Source organism: Cytobacillus sp. Bac17, assembly GCF_024519925.1.
Lineage (GTDB): Bacteria > Bacillota > Bacilli > Bacillales > Cytobacillaceae > Cytobacillus > Cytobacillus pseudoceanisediminis.
The window spans coordinates 1-19365 of record NZ_JALJRC010000044.1 but is presented as its reverse complement, the minus strand read 5'-3'; the positions used below and the strand labels follow the sequence as shown (position 1 = coordinate 19365).

General features: G+C 41.6%; 21 protein-coding genes. 10 read left to right on the top strand and 11 right to left on the bottom strand.

Features of this window, described 5'->3' with window-relative positions; translation table 11 throughout:
- Window positions 1-74 precede the first annotated feature (74 nt).
- Window positions 75-1523: a cardiolipin synthase gene (gene cls, locus NR125_RS26790; protein ID WP_009333399.1), complete on the top strand. Its 1449-nt coding sequence runs from the start codon at window positions 75-77 to the stop codon at window positions 1521-1523.
- Window positions 1524-1599: 76 nt separating this feature from the next.
- Here cls and NR125_RS26785 read toward each other — a convergent pair whose 3' ends face one another.
- On the bottom strand, window positions 1600-2073 hold the full coding sequence (locus NR125_RS26785) for an S-ribosylhomocysteine lyase (protein WP_009333400.1): 474 nt from the start codon (window positions 2071-2073) through the stop codon (window positions 1600-1602).
- 141 nt (window positions 2074-2214) lie between these two features.
- Here NR125_RS26785 and yidD point away from each other — a divergent pair, with 141 nt between their 5' ends.
- On the top strand, window positions 2215-2448 hold the full coding sequence (gene yidD / locus NR125_RS26780) for a membrane protein insertion efficiency factor YidD (protein WP_192907809.1): 234 nt from the start codon (window positions 2215-2217) through the stop codon (window positions 2446-2448).
- Here yidD and NR125_RS26775 read toward each other — a convergent pair.
- Entirely contained in the window at window positions 2445-3008 is a 564-nt protein-coding gene (locus NR125_RS26775; RefSeq protein ID WP_026041815.1) for a beta-class carbonic anhydrase, read from the bottom strand. The two genes, yidD and NR125_RS26775, sit on opposite strands and share 4 nt — an antisense overlap.
- Window positions 3009-3337: 329 nt before the next feature.
- Between NR125_RS26775 and NR125_RS26770 the strand changes: the two genes are divergently transcribed.
- The 4 genes from NR125_RS26770 (at window position 3338) to NR125_RS26755 (ending at window position 7208) form a co-directional block, all read left to right on the top strand.
- Window positions 3338-4375: a metal ABC transporter solute-binding protein, Zn/Mn family gene (locus tag NR125_RS26770; RefSeq protein ID WP_192907810.1), complete on the top strand. Its 1038-nt coding sequence runs from the start codon at window positions 3338-3340 to the stop codon at window positions 4373-4375.
- A 131-nt stretch (window positions 4376-4506) separates the two neighbouring features.
- Window positions 4507-5868: a cytochrome ubiquinol oxidase subunit I gene (locus NR125_RS26765; RefSeq protein WP_192907811.1), complete on the top strand. Its 1362-nt coding sequence runs from the start codon at window positions 4507-4509 to the stop codon at window positions 5866-5868.
- Window positions 5869-5881: 13 nt separating this feature from the next.
- Complete coding sequence (locus NR125_RS26760; RefSeq protein WP_256816495.1) at window positions 5882-6931, top strand: cytochrome d ubiquinol oxidase subunit II; 1050 nt, start codon at window positions 5882-5884, stop codon at window positions 6929-6931.
- 118 nt (window positions 6932-7049) lie between these two features.
- Complete coding sequence (locus tag NR125_RS26755) at window positions 7050-7208, top strand: DUF1540 domain-containing protein (protein WP_009333406.1); 159 nt, start codon at window positions 7050-7052, stop codon at window positions 7206-7208.
- Window positions 7209-7588: 380 nt separating this feature from the next.
- Here the strand turns inward: NR125_RS26755 and menC are convergent, their stop codons facing one another.
- The 6 genes from menC to NR125_RS26725 form a co-directional block, all read right to left on the bottom strand.
- The gene (gene menC, locus NR125_RS26750; protein ID WP_192907813.1) at window positions 7589-8695 is read right to left on the bottom strand and encodes an o-succinylbenzoate synthase; all 1107 of its coding nucleotides are present in this window, start codon (window positions 8693-8695) and stop codon (window positions 7589-7591) included.
- A gap of 1 nt (window position 8696) precedes the next feature.
- Entirely contained in the window at window positions 8697-10184 is a 1488-nt protein-coding gene (locus NR125_RS26745; protein WP_009333408.1) for an o-succinylbenzoate--CoA ligase, read from the bottom strand.
- 81 nt (window positions 10185-10265) lie between these two features.
- Window positions 10266-11087, bottom strand: coding sequence for a 1,4-dihydroxy-2-naphthoyl-CoA synthase (gene menB, locus NR125_RS26740; protein WP_009333409.1), 822 nt, complete (start codon window positions 11085-11087; stop codon window positions 10266-10268).
- 65 nt (window positions 11088-11152) lie between these two features.
- Window positions 11153-11992 (bottom strand): 2-succinyl-6-hydroxy-2,4-cyclohexadiene-1-carboxylate synthase, encoded by an 840-nt coding sequence (gene menH, locus NR125_RS26735; RefSeq protein WP_009333410.1) that lies wholly within the window; start codon window positions 11990-11992, stop codon window positions 11153-11155.
- A gap of 6 nt (window positions 11993-11998) precedes the next feature.
- On the bottom strand, window positions 11999-13744 hold the full coding sequence (gene menD / locus NR125_RS26730) for a 2-succinyl-5-enolpyruvyl-6-hydroxy-3-cyclohexene-1-carboxylic-acid synthase (protein WP_192907814.1): 1746 nt from the start codon (window positions 13742-13744) through the stop codon (window positions 11999-12001).
- Window positions 13741-15147 (bottom strand): isochorismate synthase, encoded by a 1407-nt coding sequence (locus tag NR125_RS26725; RefSeq protein WP_192907815.1) that lies wholly within the window; start codon window positions 15145-15147, stop codon window positions 13741-13743. The genes menD and NR125_RS26725 overlap by 4 nt, the downstream gene beginning before the upstream one ends.
- A gap of 410 nt (window positions 15148-15557) precedes the next feature.
- Here NR125_RS26725 and NR125_RS26720 point away from each other — a divergent pair, with 410 nt between their 5' ends.
- From NR125_RS26720 to NR125_RS26710, 3 genes are read left to right on the top strand one after another with little or no spacing between them, the layout of a single operon-like run.
- Window positions 15558-16490, top strand: coding sequence for a 1,4-dihydroxy-2-naphthoate polyprenyltransferase (locus tag NR125_RS26720; RefSeq protein WP_009333413.1), 933 nt, complete (start codon window positions 15558-15560; stop codon window positions 16488-16490).
- A gap of 39 nt (window positions 16491-16529) precedes the next feature.
- On the top strand, window positions 16530-16742 hold the full coding sequence (locus tag NR125_RS26715) for a hypothetical protein (RefSeq protein ID WP_019382991.1): 213 nt from the start codon (window positions 16530-16532) through the stop codon (window positions 16740-16742).
- A 45-nt stretch (window positions 16743-16787) separates the two neighbouring features.
- Window positions 16788-17543 (top strand): TraR/DksA C4-type zinc finger protein, encoded by a 756-nt coding sequence (locus tag NR125_RS26710; protein ID WP_009333414.1) that lies wholly within the window; start codon window positions 16788-16790, stop codon window positions 17541-17543.
- A 67-nt stretch (window positions 17544-17610) separates the two neighbouring features.
- Here the strand turns inward: NR125_RS26710 and NR125_RS26705 are convergent, their stop codons facing one another.
- Window positions 17611-17823, bottom strand: coding sequence for a hypothetical protein (locus NR125_RS26705; RefSeq protein WP_009333415.1), 213 nt, complete (start codon window positions 17821-17823; stop codon window positions 17611-17613).
- 155 nt (window positions 17824-17978) lie between these two features.
- Here NR125_RS26705 and NR125_RS26700 point away from each other — a divergent pair, with 155 nt between their 5' ends.
- Complete coding sequence (locus NR125_RS26700) at window positions 17979-18827, top strand: dimethylarginine dimethylaminohydrolase family protein (protein WP_009333416.1); 849 nt, start codon at window positions 17979-17981, stop codon at window positions 18825-18827.
- Between the two features lie 143 nt (window positions 18828-18970).
- Here NR125_RS26700 and NR125_RS26695 read toward each other — a convergent pair whose 3' ends face one another.
- Together NR125_RS26695 and NR125_RS26690 are read right to left on the bottom strand one after the other, a co-directional pair.
- Window positions 18971-19147, bottom strand: a complete 177-nt coding sequence (locus NR125_RS26695) for a hypothetical protein (protein WP_256816494.1) — start codon at window positions 19145-19147, stop codon at window positions 18971-18973.
- On the bottom strand, window positions 19104-19250 hold the full coding sequence (locus NR125_RS26690; protein WP_157380198.1) for a hypothetical protein: 147 nt from the start codon (window positions 19248-19250) through the stop codon (window positions 19104-19106). The genes NR125_RS26695 and NR125_RS26690 overlap by 44 nt, the downstream gene beginning before the upstream one ends.
- Window positions 19251-19365 lie beyond the last annotated feature (115 nt).

Below are 19365 nucleotides of genomic sequence, written 5' to 3'. Positions count from 1 at the left end.
TACAGCCTCCGTATAGCCGGAGGTTTTCCTTTTAATGGACGGAAATAATATACATGTAATGAGAGGACATTGAGATGGATATATACTCCATGATGCTTACAGTATTTCTAGTATTAAATATTATCCTGGCAGCATTTGTTATCTTTCTGGAGCGAAGGGATGCAGGTGCCACATGGGCCTGGCTCATGGTTTTGTTCTTTCTTCCTCTTCTTGGTTTTTTCATGTACCTCTTCTTTGGGCAGAATTTAACCAGAAGAAAGATGTTTCAATGGGAAGACCGCAAAAAGATTGGAATTGATGAACTGCTGAACAATCAAATCAGAGGAATCAAGGAAAAGGATTTCCATTTTCGAAATGACATAATTAAAAACTCCAAGGACCTTATATATATGCATCTTGTCAATAATGATTCGGTATTAACCCAGGACAACGAGGTCAGGATTTTTACAGATGGGAAAGAGAAGTTCAATTCGCTTGTGGAGGACATCAAAAATGCAGCCGATCACATCCATCTGCAGTATTATATCTTCAAGAGAGATAATCTGGGGAAAAGCTTAATCAATCTTTTGACGGAAAAGGCAAAAGAAGGCGTAAAAGTAAGGCTTCTCTATGATGAACTGGGTTCAAGAAGCCTGCATAAAAGGGCGTTTAAAGAGCTGATTGCGGCAGGAGGGGAAATTGAAGCCTTTTTCCCTTCCCGGCTGCACTTTATCAACTTGAGAATTAATTACCGGAACCATCGCAAGATTGCCATTATTGACGGCCGAATTGGATATGTTGGAGGGTTTAATGTCGGGGATGAATACCTCGGGCTAAATCCAAAGTTTGGGTATTGGCGTGATACTCATTTAAGAATTAGAGGGAGTGCTGTCCATTCCCTGCAGACCCGCTTTATCCTGGACTGGAACCAGGCTTCGCACCGCCATGATATTTACTATGCTCCTAAGTATTTTCCACTGACCGAGTCTCGAGATAGCGTAGGGATGCAAATTGTTACCAGCGGTCCTGATTCGGAATGGGAACAGATTAAAAATGGGTATATAAAAATGATTTCATCGGCCCGTAAATCTATTTATATCCAAACTCCCTATTTCATTCCGGACGCTAGTCTACTGGATGCATTGAAAATAGCTGCATTATCAGGGGTGGAAGTGAACATTATGGTACCAAACAAGCCTGACCATATGTTTGTTTATTGGGCAACCTACTCCTATATAGGAGAAATGTTAAAAGCTAATGCGAACATCTATATATATGAGAATGGCTTTATCCATGCAAAAACCTTGATTGTTGACGAGAAAGTTTCGTCGGTTGGAACCGCGAATATAGATGTTAGAAGCTTTAGGCTGAATTTTGAGGTAAATGCCTTTATATATGATGAGGACGTTTCGAAAGAACTGACTGAGAGCTTTCAGAAAGATGTCCAGCTATCAACTAACCTTACTGCAGAAGATTACAGAAATAGAGCCTTAAAAATCAAATTGAAAGAATCCATTTCAAGACTCTTATCGCCGATTTTATAAATCATGCAGTTATCGGCTTACAAAATTTTATTCTTATCTTATTATAAAAACGGGCTGACCAGTCAGCCCGTTTTCATTATGCAAAAACCTGTTTCAATTCATCCTTCGATTGATCCAGCCAGAATCTCATAAGACGTTTTGCGCCTTCAAGGTCATGAAGCTTTGCCTGTCCGCATTGCTTCTCATTTGCAGCAGGAATCTCGGTTATTTCAACCGCATCTTGCATTGTAGCTTCAAGCAGATCGATTATTTCTTCAACTGACGGCTCTCCGCTAACGACTAAATAATAGCCTGTCTGGCATCCCATCGGGGAAATATCAATAATATCAAAATGATCATAATTCTCTGCATGCGTACGGATATTAAAAGCGAGCAGATGCTCAAGTGTATGAATGACATCCGGCTTCATCGCCTGCTTATTTGGCTGACAGAAACGGATATCAAACTTGTTAACTAAACCGTCACTTCCCACTTTATGGACACCGCAGTGCCTCACGTATGGAGCTTTAACAGCATTGTGATCCAACTCGAAACTTTCTACTGAAGGCATTCAAAACACTCCCCTAAAGTTTTCCTTTTATTATAACGCAATATCCGACTAAATTCATCAAATTAATATGAAAATTATGACGTTTTCACGATTATATGTTATTTTAAAAGAAAATATGATTTAACCAGGAAAGGTAATGCCATGTTAAAAAAAATAATGATTTCGATATTTCGTTTCTATCAAATTGCGATTTCACCGCTAAAGCCTCCAACATGCCGTTTTTATCCGACATGTTCCCATTATGGGCTGGAGTCTGTTAAGCGATTTGGCGCCTTAAAGGGCGGCTGGCTGACTATAAAACGGATCCTTAAATGTCATCCCTTTCATCCAGGCGGTGTTGACCTTGTTCCGGAGGAATGGCCCAAAAAGAATTAACCCTCGTATCCGTCCACTACCAAATCAAGCTTGCCTGTGCCAGGATGAATAACAAGCCCATGCACAGGCACATCTGCCGGCATCAATGGATGCTTTTTCACCATATGGACGCTATGGGACACACTATCCTCTACATTTTCAAAGCCTCTTAGCCAGTCTTCTGCAGCGATTCCTGAGTATGTCATCGTATCCAATGCATCCTCAGTAATGCCTCTCTCCTTCATGCTGCTGACAACCGCATCTGCTTTCATTCCGCTCATGCCACAGTCATGATGGCCAATAACAAACACTTCTTTTGCCTGCAGCTGGTAAACAGCTACTAAGATGCTTCTCATAATACTTCCAAACGGATGTGTTACTAAAGCTCCCGCATTTTTGATAATTTTCACATCACCATTTCTTACATTGAGCGCTTTTGGCAAAAGCTCCACTAAACGAGTGTCCATACAAGTCAAGATAACCATTTTCTTATTAGGGAATTTCGTTGTTTCAAACTCTTCATACTTCTTTTCTTCAACAAACTGCTGGTTATGGTTTAAGATTTCTTCTAAAAGTTTCAATTGTTCCACTCCCTGACTTTTATGTATTTTTTTGCTTTGAGCAGGCATAAATGCTGCAATACTTGACAAAAAGATGTCAATACTAATGATGACCTTTAACAGGCATCTATATTTATGATACATAAAGCTGGAGCTTCAAACAAATTTTTATTCTTGCTTTTTGGCTGGAAATTATGTAAGATAACTAAGGGAAATCGTAATGATTACGTATTATTAATCACTTGGACGCTGACTGCTGCAATTAACTGCCCTAATAAACATTATTTAAAAATATAGTCCGTGCTTTAAATCGTAATAACTACGTTTTACTAAAGGAGGAGAAAGAGAAAATGACAAAGAAATTTTTAGTATTTATTTTAGGCCTAATCTTAGTTCTATCAGGCTGCTCAGACGATAAGCCAGAAGAAAACAGCAGCAATAAAACTACGGTTTATACAACGGTATACCCGCTTCAATATTTTACTGAACGAATCGGAGGGGATGCGTTAGAAGTTGAAACCATCTATCCTCCCGGGTCGGATGAACATACTTTTGAACCATCACAAAAAGATATGATGAAGCTGGCTGATTCAGATCTTTTTATTTTTATAGGACTCGGTCTTGAAGGCTTTGTGGAAAAAGCAAAAGAAACATTGAAAAATGAGAAAGTTAAAATGGTGGCCGCAGGAGAAAATATTGAGTTTGTTCACTCAGATGAAAATCATGATCCTGCGCATGAAGCCGAAGAACATGCTGATGAAGCTGAACATGAAGAAGAACATGCTGATGAGCACGGAGCTGAATCTGAAGATGGCCATGAACATGAAGGAGAATCTGAAGAAGGTCATGATCATAGCCATGGAGATATCGACCCCCATGTTTGGCTGGATCCTTTATACTCCAAGGAATTGGCTGAATCAATTAAAGATGCTTTAGTTGAGCAGATGCCTCAACAGAAAGAGCAGTTTGAACAGAATTATCTGGAGCTTGCCCAGGAGCTGGATCTTCTCCATAATGACTTTGAGCAGACAGTTCAAAATGCTGAGCATAAGGAATTCATTGTTTCACACGCAGCATATGGATATTGGGAAGAACGATATGGTTTAGATCAAATCAGTGTATCGGGTTTAAATTCTTCCAGCGAGCCTACTCAGAAAGAACTGCAGAAAATCATTGCGGAAGCCAAAGAACATGACTTGAAATATGTCTTTTTTGAACAGAATGTCAGCTCAAGACTGACTGAAATTCTGCAAAAAGAAATCGGTGCAGAACCTTTAATGCTTCATAATTTATCGGTCCTTACAGAAGAAAATATATCAGAAAATCAAACTTATTTTACACTTATGGAAGATAATCTGGATTCATTGAAAAAAGCGCTGAACGAATAAGTTCTCACTAACCTCCCACATTGGGAGGTTTTTTCGTTTCCTTAATATAGCTAATACAGGAAAAGTTTACATAGTTGGCTGGTTTTTGAAGAAACTATTTCCATTGAAGAAATTGAAGGGATGAAAATGCATTGAGTGATTTATTGATTGCAAGGTCTTTATTTGGGACTACAATGGGCTTTCATATTATTTTTGCAACGATTGGAGTTGGCTTGCCACTGATGATGCTGACAGCGGAACTTCTTTACCAGAAAACGAAGGATCATGATTACGTCATTATGGCAAAACGGTGGACCAAGGCATTTGCAGTGCTTCTTGGAGTAGGAATTCCGACAGGAACCATAGCAGGAACGCAGCTTTCCCTTCTCTGGCCTGGTTTTATGGAGGTTATCGGCAAGGTGATGGCTTTGCCATTCCAGATTGAAATTTACGCTTTTTTTATTGAAGCTTTATTTATGTCAATTTATGTGTATGCTGCCGAAAGAATTCCTCCATGGATGCGTATATCAAGCCTTGTGCTGGTTGCCCTTGGCGCTTTCGCCTCTGCTGTTCTGATAACCAATGTTCACGCATTTGAAGGAACACCACAGGGCTTCAGGATTGTCGATGGGGAAATTGTCGATGTGGATCCATGGGCTGCGTTTTTTAACCCAAGCTTTATCGTTACAGCTGGCCATGTGGCACTATCAGCTTACACAACAGGCGCATTTGTTGTAGCGTCAGTTGCTGCTTTCAAAATGCTGAGAACTCCATTCGGAACACGAGTATATAACTTTCATAAGAAAGCACTTATGCTGAGCCTGATTGTCGGCGGAATTTTTTCATTTTTAACAGCTTTAAACGGCCATGAATCGGCTCAATATCTGCATGAGTATCAGCCGGAAAAACTTGCAGCAGCAGAGGGGCTGTTTGAAACACAATCCTATGCGCCCCTTGCAATCGGCGGATTTACAGACCGTGAAACACAGGGGGTTAAGTGGGGAATCGAAATTCCGTGGGCACTAAGCTTTTTGGCGGGCAACAGCTTTGACACCGTTGTAGTGGGTCTGAATGACTTTCCGGAAGAAGAATGGCCTCCACTTTTTGTTCATACTCTCTTTAATGCCATGGTCGGAATTGGTTCATTGCTGATATTTTTATCCTTAATCGCTTTCGTATGGAATAAGTTTCTGAAAAAAAATCATTTTCCGCGGGTCCTCATGTGGGCATTTGTTGCTTCAGGGCCGCTAGCAGTTCTTGGAATAGAATTTGGCTGGGTATTTGCCTGTACCGGACGTCAGCCTTGGACCATCTACCGGGTGCTGTCCACTGCTGATTCTGTTACGACCGCTGAAAATCTGGGGATATTATTTATTCTCTTTGCCCTGGTATATGTAGTGCTTGGGGTGGCAGTTGTGTTTGTTATGCTATATTACTTCAAAAAGAATACCGTAATAGATGATATAAATAGAGCCGAACAGAAAAACGTTCCTCTATACGGATCAAATACATGAAGGAGTGAATCCAATGGCTGAAGAATTACTTGCCATCACAGTGTTATGGGGATTCGTCTTCATATATGCGGTAATGGCAACAATGGATTTCGGCGCAGGCTTCTGGTCCATGATTTACTTCAATCTGCCCAAAATAAAGGCGGCAAATGTGGCGAATCGTTATTTGTCTCCTACCTGGGAAGTGACAAACACCTTTATCGTCGCAATTGTAGTGGCAGTCTATAGCCTTTTTCCAACTGCAGCCTATACACTGGGAACTGTACTTCTAATACCAGGCAGCATCATATTGCTATTACTTGCGATCCGAAGTGCATTCCTCGTGTTTTCCAACATTGCGGAAGAATACAGGAAGCCGCTCACCTATATTTCAGGCCTATCCGGAATCCTTATCCCCGGATTGCTGATTAGCGTTTTGCCCATCACCCATGGAGATTTTGTTGAATTTACTGATGGCAGGCAATCTCTGGACCTTGCGCATCTTTTTACTAGCCCGAATGAATATGCTTTTATTGGTTTTGCCATCAGCAGCACACTGTTTTTGTCTTCCCTTCTACTCGCTGACTACTCAAAAGCCTCGGAAGAGATGGAAGCTTACTCAGTGTACCGCAGGGATGCAATCATGCTTGGACCGGTTTCAATCATAATGGCATTTCTTATTATGTTTACTTTAAAAAGGGAAGCATTTTGGATTTATGAAAAGATGATCGATGATTTGCCTTTGCTTTTACTGTCTCTTGGATTCTTTCTAATAGGAGGACTGGCACTGTTCCTTCCGTCCGTAAACAAAAAAGGAGTTAGGGGAATTCCCAGATTGGCGGTTATTTCCATAACCCTCCAATACCTTGCTGCCAGCTATGTATATGGAAAAGCTCATCTGCCCTATATTGTATACCCTGAAGTGACTATTGCTTCTGCGTTTACAGATCCGAGCTCATTCCGGGCCATATTTGCCACCTATATCGCAGGATTCCTAATACTTTTCCCTGGGTTCATATACTTTTGGAGCCTTTTCATGAACGACAAACGATATTTGCGGCAAAAACAAACTAAAGATCCGGCATGATATTCCTGCAAATGCCATGACTGAACAGTAAAGCACTGCAGAAAATAAAGAAGTGACATGCTCCGCAAATTTGTCAATTTTAATGTGGTCACAATTTTCTGATAAGAGGTGTTTGAAAATGGCAAAAGACGTTTTATGTGAAGTTAACAACTGCGCTTTCTGGAAAAATGGGAACCGATGCAGTGCAGACCAAATATACGTAGTCAGCCATACTGGAGAAACCGCAGACAACAGCAAAGAAACAGACTGCAAAACGTTTGAGCCTCATGACCTTTAATGGGTGACAGCACCTTCCGGGTGCTATCGGATTGCTGGTACGCATTTCATTGGATGGTTAGGCGAAATGCTGCAAAAGCGGTGCATTTTATGCATCGCTTTTGTGTTTTTTATAAAAACAAGTTTATTAAGATTCCTACCGGGAATGTATAGAGTAACAACAACTTATAGGAGTGATACATATGTTATCAACCATTATTTTGCTTGGAGCTGCTTTTGCCGCTGCTGCTGGATTAAGCTCCTTTGCCATTAAAGAGGATTCATTTATTAAAGACGAAATTACGCAATAATTTATAAATAAAGGGCGCTGATAATGCGTCTATTTTTTTGCAATATAACGAAAACCGCAAATCTGCCAAAAGCAGAACTGCGGTTTTTTACTTATAAAGCAATGCTATCTTTAGAGGTGGAAACTTCATTCAGCCTTTTTTCATTAATTTCATAACCGATTCCCGGTTTATCAGGAACTTTTATCATCCCGTTTTCCACGGTGACTTCGGGCAGAATGATGTCTTCTTCCCAATACCTGCCCGAGGCTGAGATATCTCCAGGAATGGAAAAGCCCTCCATGGAGGCAAGAGCAATATTATGTGCACGGGAGATTCCAAACTCCAGCATGCCTCCACACCAGACTTGGATCCCTTTATCCAGACAATAATCATGAATCTTCTTTGCTGTTCCCAGACCTCCAACCCGGCCAATCTTAATATTGATGACTTTACAGCTTCCCAGCTCGACAGCTCTCCTGGCATCATTAAAGGTGACAATACTCTCATCCAGGCAAATTGGTGTTTTCAGTTCTTTCTGAAGCTTTGCATGATCAACAATATCATCATATTCCAGCGGCTGTTCAATCATCAGCAGCCCAAAATCATCAAGCCTTTTTAAATGTTCTATATCGTCCAATGAGTAAGCTGAATTTGCATCTGCCATGATTGGCAGATCAGGGTAAAAGCGGCGGATCTCTGAAATAAATTCATAATCGTTCGCCGGGCTGATCTTTATTTTTACCCTTTGATAGCCGCTCTCCAGATAGTATTCAATTTGCCTTCTTACTTCTTCCTTTGTTTTAGCGCCAACAACCACGCCGGATGGAATCAATTCCCGCTGGCCTCCTATATATTTTGATAGAGAAATATCTTCTTTTTTGGCTGCCAAGTCCCATAAAGCCGTTTCAAGTGCCGCTTTCGCCATTTGATTCCTTCTGAAAGCGTCAAAAACGCGGCCCGCTTCTGAAGGATGCTTTATATCCGCATTACGCATTATTGGGATAAGGAATTCTTTTAGCATATGATAGCTCGTTTCAACCGTTTCCTCCGTATACCAGGGTGAAGAAAAAGCGACTCCTTCACCGTAGCCTTTCCGTCCTTCTTGATCGATTACCTCAATAATAATTCCCTCTCTATCCTTCACTGTCCCTAAATGCGTGGAAAAAGGTGTTTTCAAAGGCATCTTGATTTTATATAAAGTAATTGTCTTGATATCCATGCTAATTCCCGCTTTCCTCAAGCAGTTCCCGAAGCTTTCTTCTTAATATCTTTTTTGAAGCGTTCCTAGGGATTTCATTAATGATGATGAGTTTTTTAGGTGCTTTATACTTTGCCAGCTTCTCAAAGCAGTACTTCATCACTTCTTTTTCATCCAGATTCTCGTCTCCAGCGATAAAGGCTACAGGCACCTCACCCCAAACATCGTCCTTCATGCCGATAACCCCTGCATCCGATATTTGGGCGTGTGAAACAAGCACACCCTCGACTTCAGCCGGATAGATATTTTCACCGCCTGAAATGATTAAATCTGACCGCCGATCAAGCACATATAAGAATCCTTCTTTATCCACATATCCAATATCTCCAGTTGAAAGCCAGCCACCCTTTAGTTTTTCTGCTGTTTCCTCTTTCCGGTTTAAATACCCTTTTGTCACATTTGGACCTTTTACAAGAATTTCGCCCGCTTCTCCGGGATCAGCATGCTTCCCATTTGGATCAGCAACTTTCAGCTGGGAAGGGAATAAAGGTTTACCGGCCGAACCTAATTTGCTGAGACTGTATTCCGGAGCCAGTGTCACGATCTGGGACGAAGTTTCTGTCATTCCGTAAGTCTGGTATACAGGAATTCCCTTCTCTCTGCAATCTTCAAGAAGAGATTTTGCTGCGGGTCCTCCCCCTAATAACATACATCTGAAATACTCCGGCAGCTTTTCACCTTTAAGTGCATCTGCTACCCTGGTCAGCATCGTACTCACAACAGACATGATTGTCACTTTTTCGATGGAAATGGCCTCAATGGCTTTCTCTTCATGGAAAGATTCAAAAAGAACCATTTTCATGCCGTAGATAATGCTCCGCATTAAAATGGAATAGCCGCTAATATGAAAAATCGGGACAGCACACAGCCAGCTGTCGTTTTCATTCAACCCTAAATTCAATGCAGACCCCACTGCACTCCACCAATGATTTCCGTAGGTTTGCAGTACACCTTTTGGATTGCCGGTTGTACCGGATGTATACATGATGGTACAAACCTCATCAAGACTTATTTCTTCTACTACTGACGGCTCATCAGGATCTCTCCTGAATAAATCTTCTTTATAGATTGCCGAAATTTCTCCTAAGGAGTTTACAACCTTTTGGCTAACTTCATTAAAAGTATTCTCAGTTAAAAGGAAAGCGGACTTCGAATCATTCATTTGCCAAATCAATTCCTCAGCAGTCAGCCTGTTATTTAATATGACGGCTTTTACATCGAGCAGCTGCAGGGCCAAAAGAATAAAAACAGTGTCCTCATGATTTCGGAGAAGGACACCTGCAAACTGTCCTCTCATGCATCCAGCTGCCTGGAGCTGCCCTGCTATTGTGTATGTACGCTCATATACTTCAGAAAATGTATAGGTTTTCCCCAAAAAGGAAAGGGCAGGGCGATCGGGGGTTAAAAAAGTTCGCTGTTGAAGAAAATTCGGTACTATTTGCGCTTCCATCATATACTCCTCATTTCATGCGATTTTTCATATAAAAACAGCCTGATGGCAAGCCATCAAGCTGAAAAAATTAATATTCAATCAAGGAAAACGCGGGAATTGGCCGAAGTCAGGCTTGCGCTTTTCTTTAAATGCGTCACGGCCTTCTTTCGCTTCATCTGTTGTATAGTATAGAAGTGTTGCATCTCCGGCGAATTGCTGGATTCCTGCAAGCCCATCAGTATCGGCATTGAAGGCAGCCTTCAAGAAGCGGATAGCCGTCGGGCTCTTCTCCAGTATTTCTTCACACCACTTAATTGTTTCTTCTTCCACTTTCTCAAGCGGCACCACAGTATTGACAAGCCCCATATCCAAAGCTTCCTGAGCGCCGTACTGGCGGCACAGATACCAAATTTCGCGTGCTTTCTTATGGCCGACGATTCTAGCAAGATATCCTGAACCATAACCTGCATCAAAGCTGCCTACTTTAGGGCCTGTTTGTCCGAATACAGCGTTATCTGCTGCAATCGTTAAATCACATACGATATGAAGGACATGTCCTCCCCCAATCGCATAGCCTTTTACCATTGCAATAACCGGCTTAGGAATAACACGGATCAGGCGCTGCAGATCCAGTACATTTAAACGAGGGATCTGGTCGTCACCTACATATCCGCCATGTCCTCTGACAGATTGATCCCCGCCTGAACAAAATGCTTTATCTCCGGCACCCGTCAGGACAATAACACCTACATTTTCATCATCACGTGCGTACGCAAAAGCATCAATTAATTCCATTACCGTTCTTGGAGTAAAGGCATTGTGGACTTGCGGTCTGTTAATCGTAATTTTCGCAATTCCATTGTATGTTTCATAAATGATTTCTTCGTACTGTTTTCCTGCAATCCATTCAACAGCTGACATACATAAATCCTCCTTAATATGTATTAGAAAGCGTTAATTGCCGCTACATCAAATGACATCATTCCTCAATCTTTACTGCCATTTGTATTATTCTCCCCTGTCTGCGACAAAAACCCACTTACTATTGTACCAAATAATTCAGGTTTCTCCACATGAATTGCATGTCCTGCATCTTCAGCGGTCTTCCACTTGACATTTGGCAAAATTTTTGACATTTCTTCCGCAATTCTGCAGAATTTTTGATCCAGGTTTCCGGTAATTAGAAGGACTGGCATTTCGAGATGAGCAAGCTCATCCCACCAGGATGGCTGCACCCCAGTGCCCATGCCGTTCAGGCTGTTTGCCAGGCCATCAATGGAATTGGCCAAACGCTGGCATCTTATTCTGGTTCGAATTTTTTCCGGAAGACTTTTTTGGCTTTGAAATAAAGGGATGTTCTCCCAATAGTCAATAAAATTCTTAATGCCTTCCTGCCGAATCTTTTCAGACAATTTTTTATCCTGAATCCTTCTTTCATGCCTTTCCGCTTCCGTCCTAAGACCTGGAGTTGCACTTTCCAAAATCAGCTTGCGGACCTTTTCAGGATAATTGACCGCAAAAGTTAGCGCAAGGCGCCCTCCCATAGAATATCCAAGAACATCAATCTTCCCGATTCCCATCTTTTCTAATAGACTGTTAATCACTGCGGCAGACTCTTCTATTTGATATTGACCAATATCAGGTGGTGATCCAGACTTTCCATGGCCGATGATATCCAAAGCTATTGTCTTCGAATGATCCTTCCAGAAGGGAGCGAACTCTTTCCACCCTTCACTATTTCCTGTGAAGCCATGGAGAAGCAGAAGTGGAAATCCAGTTCCCCATGTATCGACATGATATCGGACTCCATTAATGACATATTTCATCGGCATTCACCCTTCCAGCAATCGACTTATTTCCCGGGAAACAGATTCCCACAATTCTCGATGCTCGGTTAAATTCCTGTCCCGATTTGTCGTAATTTCCATTACCTTTATGCCTGATCTGTCCATGTTCTGTTGGAAGGCGGAAATAAAATGTTCCCAATCTGAGATTAAATCATATTGGCCGCCAAACATCTTAATGGCATGGCTAAAATCCAGATCAAGAGGTGTCCCAAACAATTTTTCAAAATTTCTGGGGTGATTTGCCTGCGGCAGGAATGAGAAGATTCCGCCTCCATTATTATTAATCAGCAATATATTGATATCTATTCCATACTGCTTAGAGGCAATTAAGCCATTTAAGTCATGGAAAAAGGTTAAATCACCAAGCACTAGATACAGCGGCTGTGATGCCATTCCAGCACCAAGAGCAGTTGAAACGGTGCCATCAATGCCATTTGCTCCCCTGTTGGCCATTACTCTTATGCTCTTTTGATTATAATGGAAGAATGTATCCAGATCCCTTATAGGCATACTATTTCCTACAAATAGGGTAGAGCCTTCCGGCAGTAATTCCGCCAGCTGGAAAAATAATTTCCCCTCGCTCAGTTCGTCCACTGCATTAATATCCGCAAGCTTTGATCTGGTAAGATCATTGATTTTTTTCCATAAAGCAATAAATTCATCATTCTCTGAAGTGTTTAAAAATGAGGTGACAGACTCGCAGAATAGAATCTCATCGCAATGAATCATTTCGGTTGAGAGCAGTGCAGGATCCCGCCATCCCCTGCCTCCATCGACAATAATCTGGCGGGCAGTGCTGTTTTCTTTCATGAAAATAGTCAATGGCTTCGATACAGGCATAGCACCGAAGCGTATAATGACATCCGGCTTGAGTGCCTTTTTCGCATCATCGTTTTTCAAAAAGCTATCATAGGCATCAATAATGAAGCTTCCTTCGTGAAGTCCGCTTCTTAGCTGGGATAATGGATCAGCAATGATCGGATAGTTGAGCTTTTCCGCCAGCTTAATCACGGCTGCAGAGAAGTCAGCTTTTTCCAGAGGACCGCAGACAATAATTCCTTTTTGTGCAGAGTTAAATATCTGTGCCATTTCCTTGTACTCTTCATTAGGCAAACCAAACTGGCCACTATGGATATTTACATAACCTTCGGTGCGCTCACTCAGCTCAAATAAATCATTGCGGTCAAGCTGCGGCACTAAAGGCTCACGGAAAGGAAAGTTAAGATGAACCGGCCCTGCTGGTGAGGTCTGGGCAGCAGATGCTGCCCTTGCGCAAACTGTGCGGGCATAACGAAGCATTTCTGCTGTATTCTCAGGAGGAGCCATCTCAACAAACCATTTTACATTTTTTCCATACAAATGAATCTGATCGATCGCCTGAGGAGCGCCAACATCCCTTAGTTCATGAGGCCGGTCCGCAGTAAGCACGATTAGCGGCACTCTGGAATACTGGGCTTCCACAATGGCAGGATAGTAATTGGCTGCAGCCGTTCCAGATGTACACAGCAAAGCTGCTGGTCTTTGGGATGCCTTAGCAATCCCCAACGCAAAAAAGGCAGCCGATCGCTCGTCCACATGGATATGTACACGAAGCTCCGGATGCTCTGCCATTACCATAGCCATTGGGGTAGAACGGGAGCCGGGACTGACCACGACATCCTCTACCCCGCTTTTTACTAATTCAGCCACAAATGCGGCTATATATGAAGTTAAAGCTTCCTGATGATTCACTTTTCATAACCCCCAAGAGCCGTAAGCATTGGCCGGAATTTAATTTTTGTTTCCTGATACTCGCTTTCGGCATTTGAATCCTGCACCACTCCGCAGCCTGCGAATAAGGATGCTTCATTTCCCTGAATAAGACCAGATCTGATTGCAACAGCATATTCGCCATTTCCCCTGAAGTCCATCCATCCTAATGGAGCAGCATAAAAGCCCCGATCCAGTTCTTCTACTTCTCTTATTTTTTCCACTGCTTCTCTCTTAGGCAGGCCTCCAAGAGCAGGAGTCGGATGCAGACGGTCAACTAAAGCAAGAAGGGAAGCATCTCTCTTGGTTTTACCTATTACAGGAGTATAAAGGTGCTGTATATCTCTCATCTTCATCAGCTGCGGCTCATCCGGCAGTTCAACTTCTGAGCAGGATTCCTCCATTGCTTCCTTAATCATATCAACCACATATTGATGTTCGGTTAAATTTTTCTGATCATGCAATAAAGCATCGCCAAGGATATGATCATCTTCTGCTGTTTTCCCTCTTGGGATGGAACCTGCCAGACAGGTTGTAAAAACATTTTCTCCATATTTCTTTATAAGCCGTTCAGGAGAGGCTCCAATAAAGCAGTCACCGTTCGATTCAAAAGCAAAAATAAAGCTTTCCCTTTGCATCTCCATAAGATTCCAGAGAACTCTTTCAATCTCGATCGGCTTATCATAGATGAGCCTGGACTCCCGGGCAAGCACAACCTTTTTTAAAGATCCTGATTTAAGTTCATCCACAACCGCATCTACTGTCTCCATCCATTTTTCCGGATTTATATCTGCTTCTTCCTGAAGAGTGTTTGCATTCTCAGGATGATAATCGCTGATTGAAGCCATTATCATGCCTCGTTCGGCCACTATCTTTTCAAAAAGAGAATCACCGTCATGCTGAGTGCAGACAACATTTGTTGTCAAAAAGGCCTGTCCATTCATTTCACTATACATATAAGTCGGCACATGAAAAAGGGAATCAGAATACTTCGACCAAAGCTTTGTTTTCCTCTTTAGAGGATCGAAAGAAAAACCGCCAAACATCACGGGCCCCGTAGCATTTTTATCATAAGGGTTAAAAATAATGCTGTTATTAATAAAACGCTTCCATTCCTTTTCAACATGATTAAATCTGCCGGTACTTTGATCTGACTGAATTTGCTTGCAAATCCCAAGCCCGATTATATAAGTTTCACCAGAAGGATCCTTCCAGAAAAAGCGTTCACCAAAAAAACGGCTCTTTCCTGCCGCATAAAAAGAAAGGGGGTCTATATGATTTATTTTTTGAACTTCGCTCACTAAAACAGGCTTTGACAAGGATTTGGCCCTCTCAATTGCCTCTTGGATCCCTTCTTTTAGTTCCGTATCTTGTATCGTAACCAAAAAAATCCCTCCAATAACAGCTTAAATTGCCGTTATCCTACTTTAAACTTATTCTAAGATACACCTGTGATTCAGGGAATGTCAATGATGTCAATCACGCCATTCCATTTTGCATCCTTATTATATTATAGCTTACTTTAGGCATCTATAATATGAATTGAACTCAATTCAGCCATTAGCACTGTTAACATCGGAATGTGCTGCTTTACGGTTTCCTTATTTATGGAAAATACCGGTTCTATTTACGGCAATAATACGTTGACACTCTTGCATTATTTACCTAAACTTAAGGTGTTTGGTAATATAGCGGTTTACTTTGACAATACCCTGTTAATCGGTTAAAATAAACAAGTTTGAATGATGCAATTAATGATATCATTACAGAATAGATAAATAAGGGGAGAGTTATCATGCAACCACAAGCACAGACCAATTTTCCGCCTGCTTCCAACTCAAAGAACTGGAGGGTCTGGTGGCAGCTGACCAGGCCACATACTCTTACCGCTGCCTTTGTGCCGGTTCTGCTTGGAACAGCTCTTGCTATGGAACTTACTGAAATAAATTTTGGCCTGTTTTTTGCTATGCTGGCAGCAAGCTTGCTGATTCAGGCTGCCACTAATATGTTTAACGAATACTACGACTTCAAAAGAGGGCTTGATACGGAAGACTCTGTCGGAATTGGCGGGGCTATTGTACGGGAAGGAATCAAACCAAAAACGGTTCTGAACCTGGCTTTTGGCCTGTATGGGATTTCGATATTGCTTGGATTCTATATTTGCATGAACACAAGCTGGTGGATTGCAGCAATTGGACTGGCCTCCATGGCAGTAGGATATTTATATACAGGCGGTCCGCTTCCGATAGCGTACACACCATTTGGTGAATTATTTGCAGGTTTTTTCATGGGCATGCTGATCATCCTAATTTCTTTTTACATTCAGGCAGGAACCGTAACTGCAACAAGTGTTTTAGTTTCCTTCCCTATTTTGATTCTTGTTGGCGCCATTCTGCTGGCCAATAATATCAGAGACCTGGACGGCGACAAGGAATTCGGCCGCAAAACATTGGCAATTCTTTTAGGGAAAAAAGGAGCAATTAAGCTGCTTGCCGCAATGTTCATCGTTTCGTATGCATGGGTTTTCATATTGATTGCCATGAACATCATAACACCATGGCTTGCAATTGTTGTTCTAAGTGCGCCCAAGGCCATTAAAGCAACGAAAGGCTTCATCGGAAAAACACTGCCTATGCAAATGATGCCTGCGATGAAAGCCACTGCCCAGACAAATACAATCTTTGGCTTTCTTTTATCAGTAGGCTTGTTTATCGGATATCTTTTATAATTAAATGGAACCTCTGCTTTTATAGCAGGGGTTTTTTGTTTGGAAAAAAACAGCAGAAAGCACCCTCTTGGTTTCATCCCATTTTTAACGGGTATTTTTTATTTAAGGAAGATGCTTGACCCTAAAATTTTTTCTTCCGTTATGATTTTGCCAACTACGTCCATACTAAACCCATATGGACTAAGATTTTTAATACTCAGCAGAGCAAGAGCGGCAAAGCTCGGCTTTATTTTGGGCTTGACTCTGGCATGAGCAGGCCTTGTATAAAATTTATCAAATCCAAGGATGTGACATAATATGTTGACCAATGAACAAATCAGCCATTTAAAAAAAGAATTGAATGATGAAAAAAAATCACTGGAATCCCAGCTTCAAGGCAATAAAGAAGGAAGTCTGGAAGGTGCGAGTGCCAGAGACACAGTAGGAGAGCTATCCCTTTATGACAACCATCCAGCCGATATGGGTTCTGAACTTTATGAGCGTGAAAAGGATTTTGCTTTAGAAGAACATCATGACTCTGAACTGAATAAAGTAAATGCAGCACTGCAGGCAATGGAAGATGGTTCATACGGCAAATGCAAAGAGTGCGGTTCCGAAATTCCATATGATCGGCTTGAAGTGATTCCAGCAACCCTTTACTGCAAGGAACATAGTCCAGAGCAAAACGTGCCCGGGGACCGTCCTGTTGAAGAAGATGTGCTTGAACCTGCACACGGGAATACCTTTCAGCATCATCAATTTAGAGAAGTTGTGGATAACGAAGACAGCTTCCAGGAAGTTGCCCGTTTTGGCACTTCTGAGACACCCTCTGACTTAAGAGGCGACTATGAAGATTATAATTCTCTTTATAATGAAGGGCATGATGATGAAGGGTTTACAGAAGATTATGAGACGTTTATCGGAAATGACCTTGAAGGCAAGGGGAGAAAAGTGTATCCTTCCAAGAAACAGGAAGAGTATGAAGCGATGCTGGATGAAAATGATATCGAAGCACCTTTCGGTGATGTGCCGTATCATCAGACTGACGGCTATGTGGATGAAGATAAGGATTAAAGTAAAAGCGATGCGGATGCATCGCTTTTTTATGTCAAATGGCAAAATAAGATACCCTTATATATATTTATAATTTGGATTCGATATCCTGGATAATCTCATCAATCGTATCAGAAACATCGTTTGTGCGGCGGGCAATGGAGATGCTGAATTCCAGCAGTTCTTTATAATTTTTCACCGGAATAGAATCATTTGATTTCTCGAATTCATTTAGTTGCAGTCCAATATTTTGAAGATGCAGCAAAACTTCTTCCATTGATCCTTTCTCGATTTGGTACATTTAACAGCTACCCCCTTTATATCTAATGATTTCATTATCAGGGTTTTTAAACCTTTTTTGTAGTGGGAATTTTTGTTAATATTTGCACTTTCACGGAGTAAAACCGCTTTTCATAGGCAATATTATCTTAAGAATATATCGCTGGGAGGATCACAATGTCTGGACAAATAAAAGCTGCATGCTTTTCAGAATATGACAAACTTGAACAAGTGGTGTTATGTGAACCGAAGTACATGACGATTGTAGATACAATTAATGAAACACAAAAGCATTATGAAAAAGAAGGAATTAATATAGATACAGCCATGAAACAGCACAAACATTTTGTCAGTGCATTAAAGGATCAGGGAATCAATGTGGTTTTGCTGCCCTCGCTTGAAAAATATCCTGAACAGGTTTTTACCCGTGATATCGGATTTACACTTGGAGAAAAGGTATATGTTGCAGAAATGGCGGCAGACATTCGGCAAGGAGAAGAAAATGTTCTGAAGCAATGGCTGGAAGTAAACCAGGTTCCTTTTTACAATCTTACGGGAGACCGCATAGAGGGAGGAGACGTCCTGATCGATGGCCAAACGATATTTGCAGGAGTGAGCAGCCGTACCCACGAAGAAGCGATCGAGCATCTTCGCAGCCTTATGCCCGATTATGATGTTGTATCCATCCCTTTCACTGATACATATCTGCATCTTGATTGTGTATTCAATATTATTTCACCGGAGGAAGCTCTTATCTTTCCGGGAGAGATCCATGGGGAAAAAGTCAAAATGCTGGAATCACGCTATGATTTAATAAAAGTATCGGAAGAGGAGCAATTCACGCTCGGAACCAACGTCCTCTCTATCGGCAATAAAAAAATCTTCAGTCTACCGATTAATAAGAATGTCAATAAAGAGCTCAGGTCCAGGGGCTATGAAGTCATTGAGGTAGACATTACTGAAATCATTAAATCCGGAGGTGCCTTCCGCTGCTGCACGATGCCTGTTAGGCGCAGTAAAGGGTAGATCTCCTGCCTCCATGAAACGGAATAATGATTTATAGACTCTCTTGGAAACCGCCTTTTTGTGATTAACCGCTGTTTTCTCTTAGACATCTACATTTTGGGAGTTAATCCTCGTGATTAACTCCCAGTTTCTCTTGAGTACCTTCATTTTGGGCGTAATTCCCCTTTATTAACTCCCATTTTCTCTTGACCACCTTCATTTTGGGCGCTATTGCCACTGATTAACTCCCATTTTCTCTTGACCACCTTCTTCTCTTGAGCACTTTCATTTTGGGCGTTATTCCCGCTGATTAACTCCCATTTTCTCTTGACCACCTTCATTTTGGGCGTTATTACATTGATTAACTCCCATTTTCTCTTGTGCCTCTTCATTTTGGGCTTTATTGCCACTGATTAACTCCCATTTTCTCTTGACCACCTTCATTTTGGGCGTAATTCCCCCTGATTAACTCCCATTTTCTCTTGAGCACTTTATTTTTGGGCGTTATTCATACTGATTAACTCCCATTTTCTCTTGACCACCTTCATTTTGGGCGTTA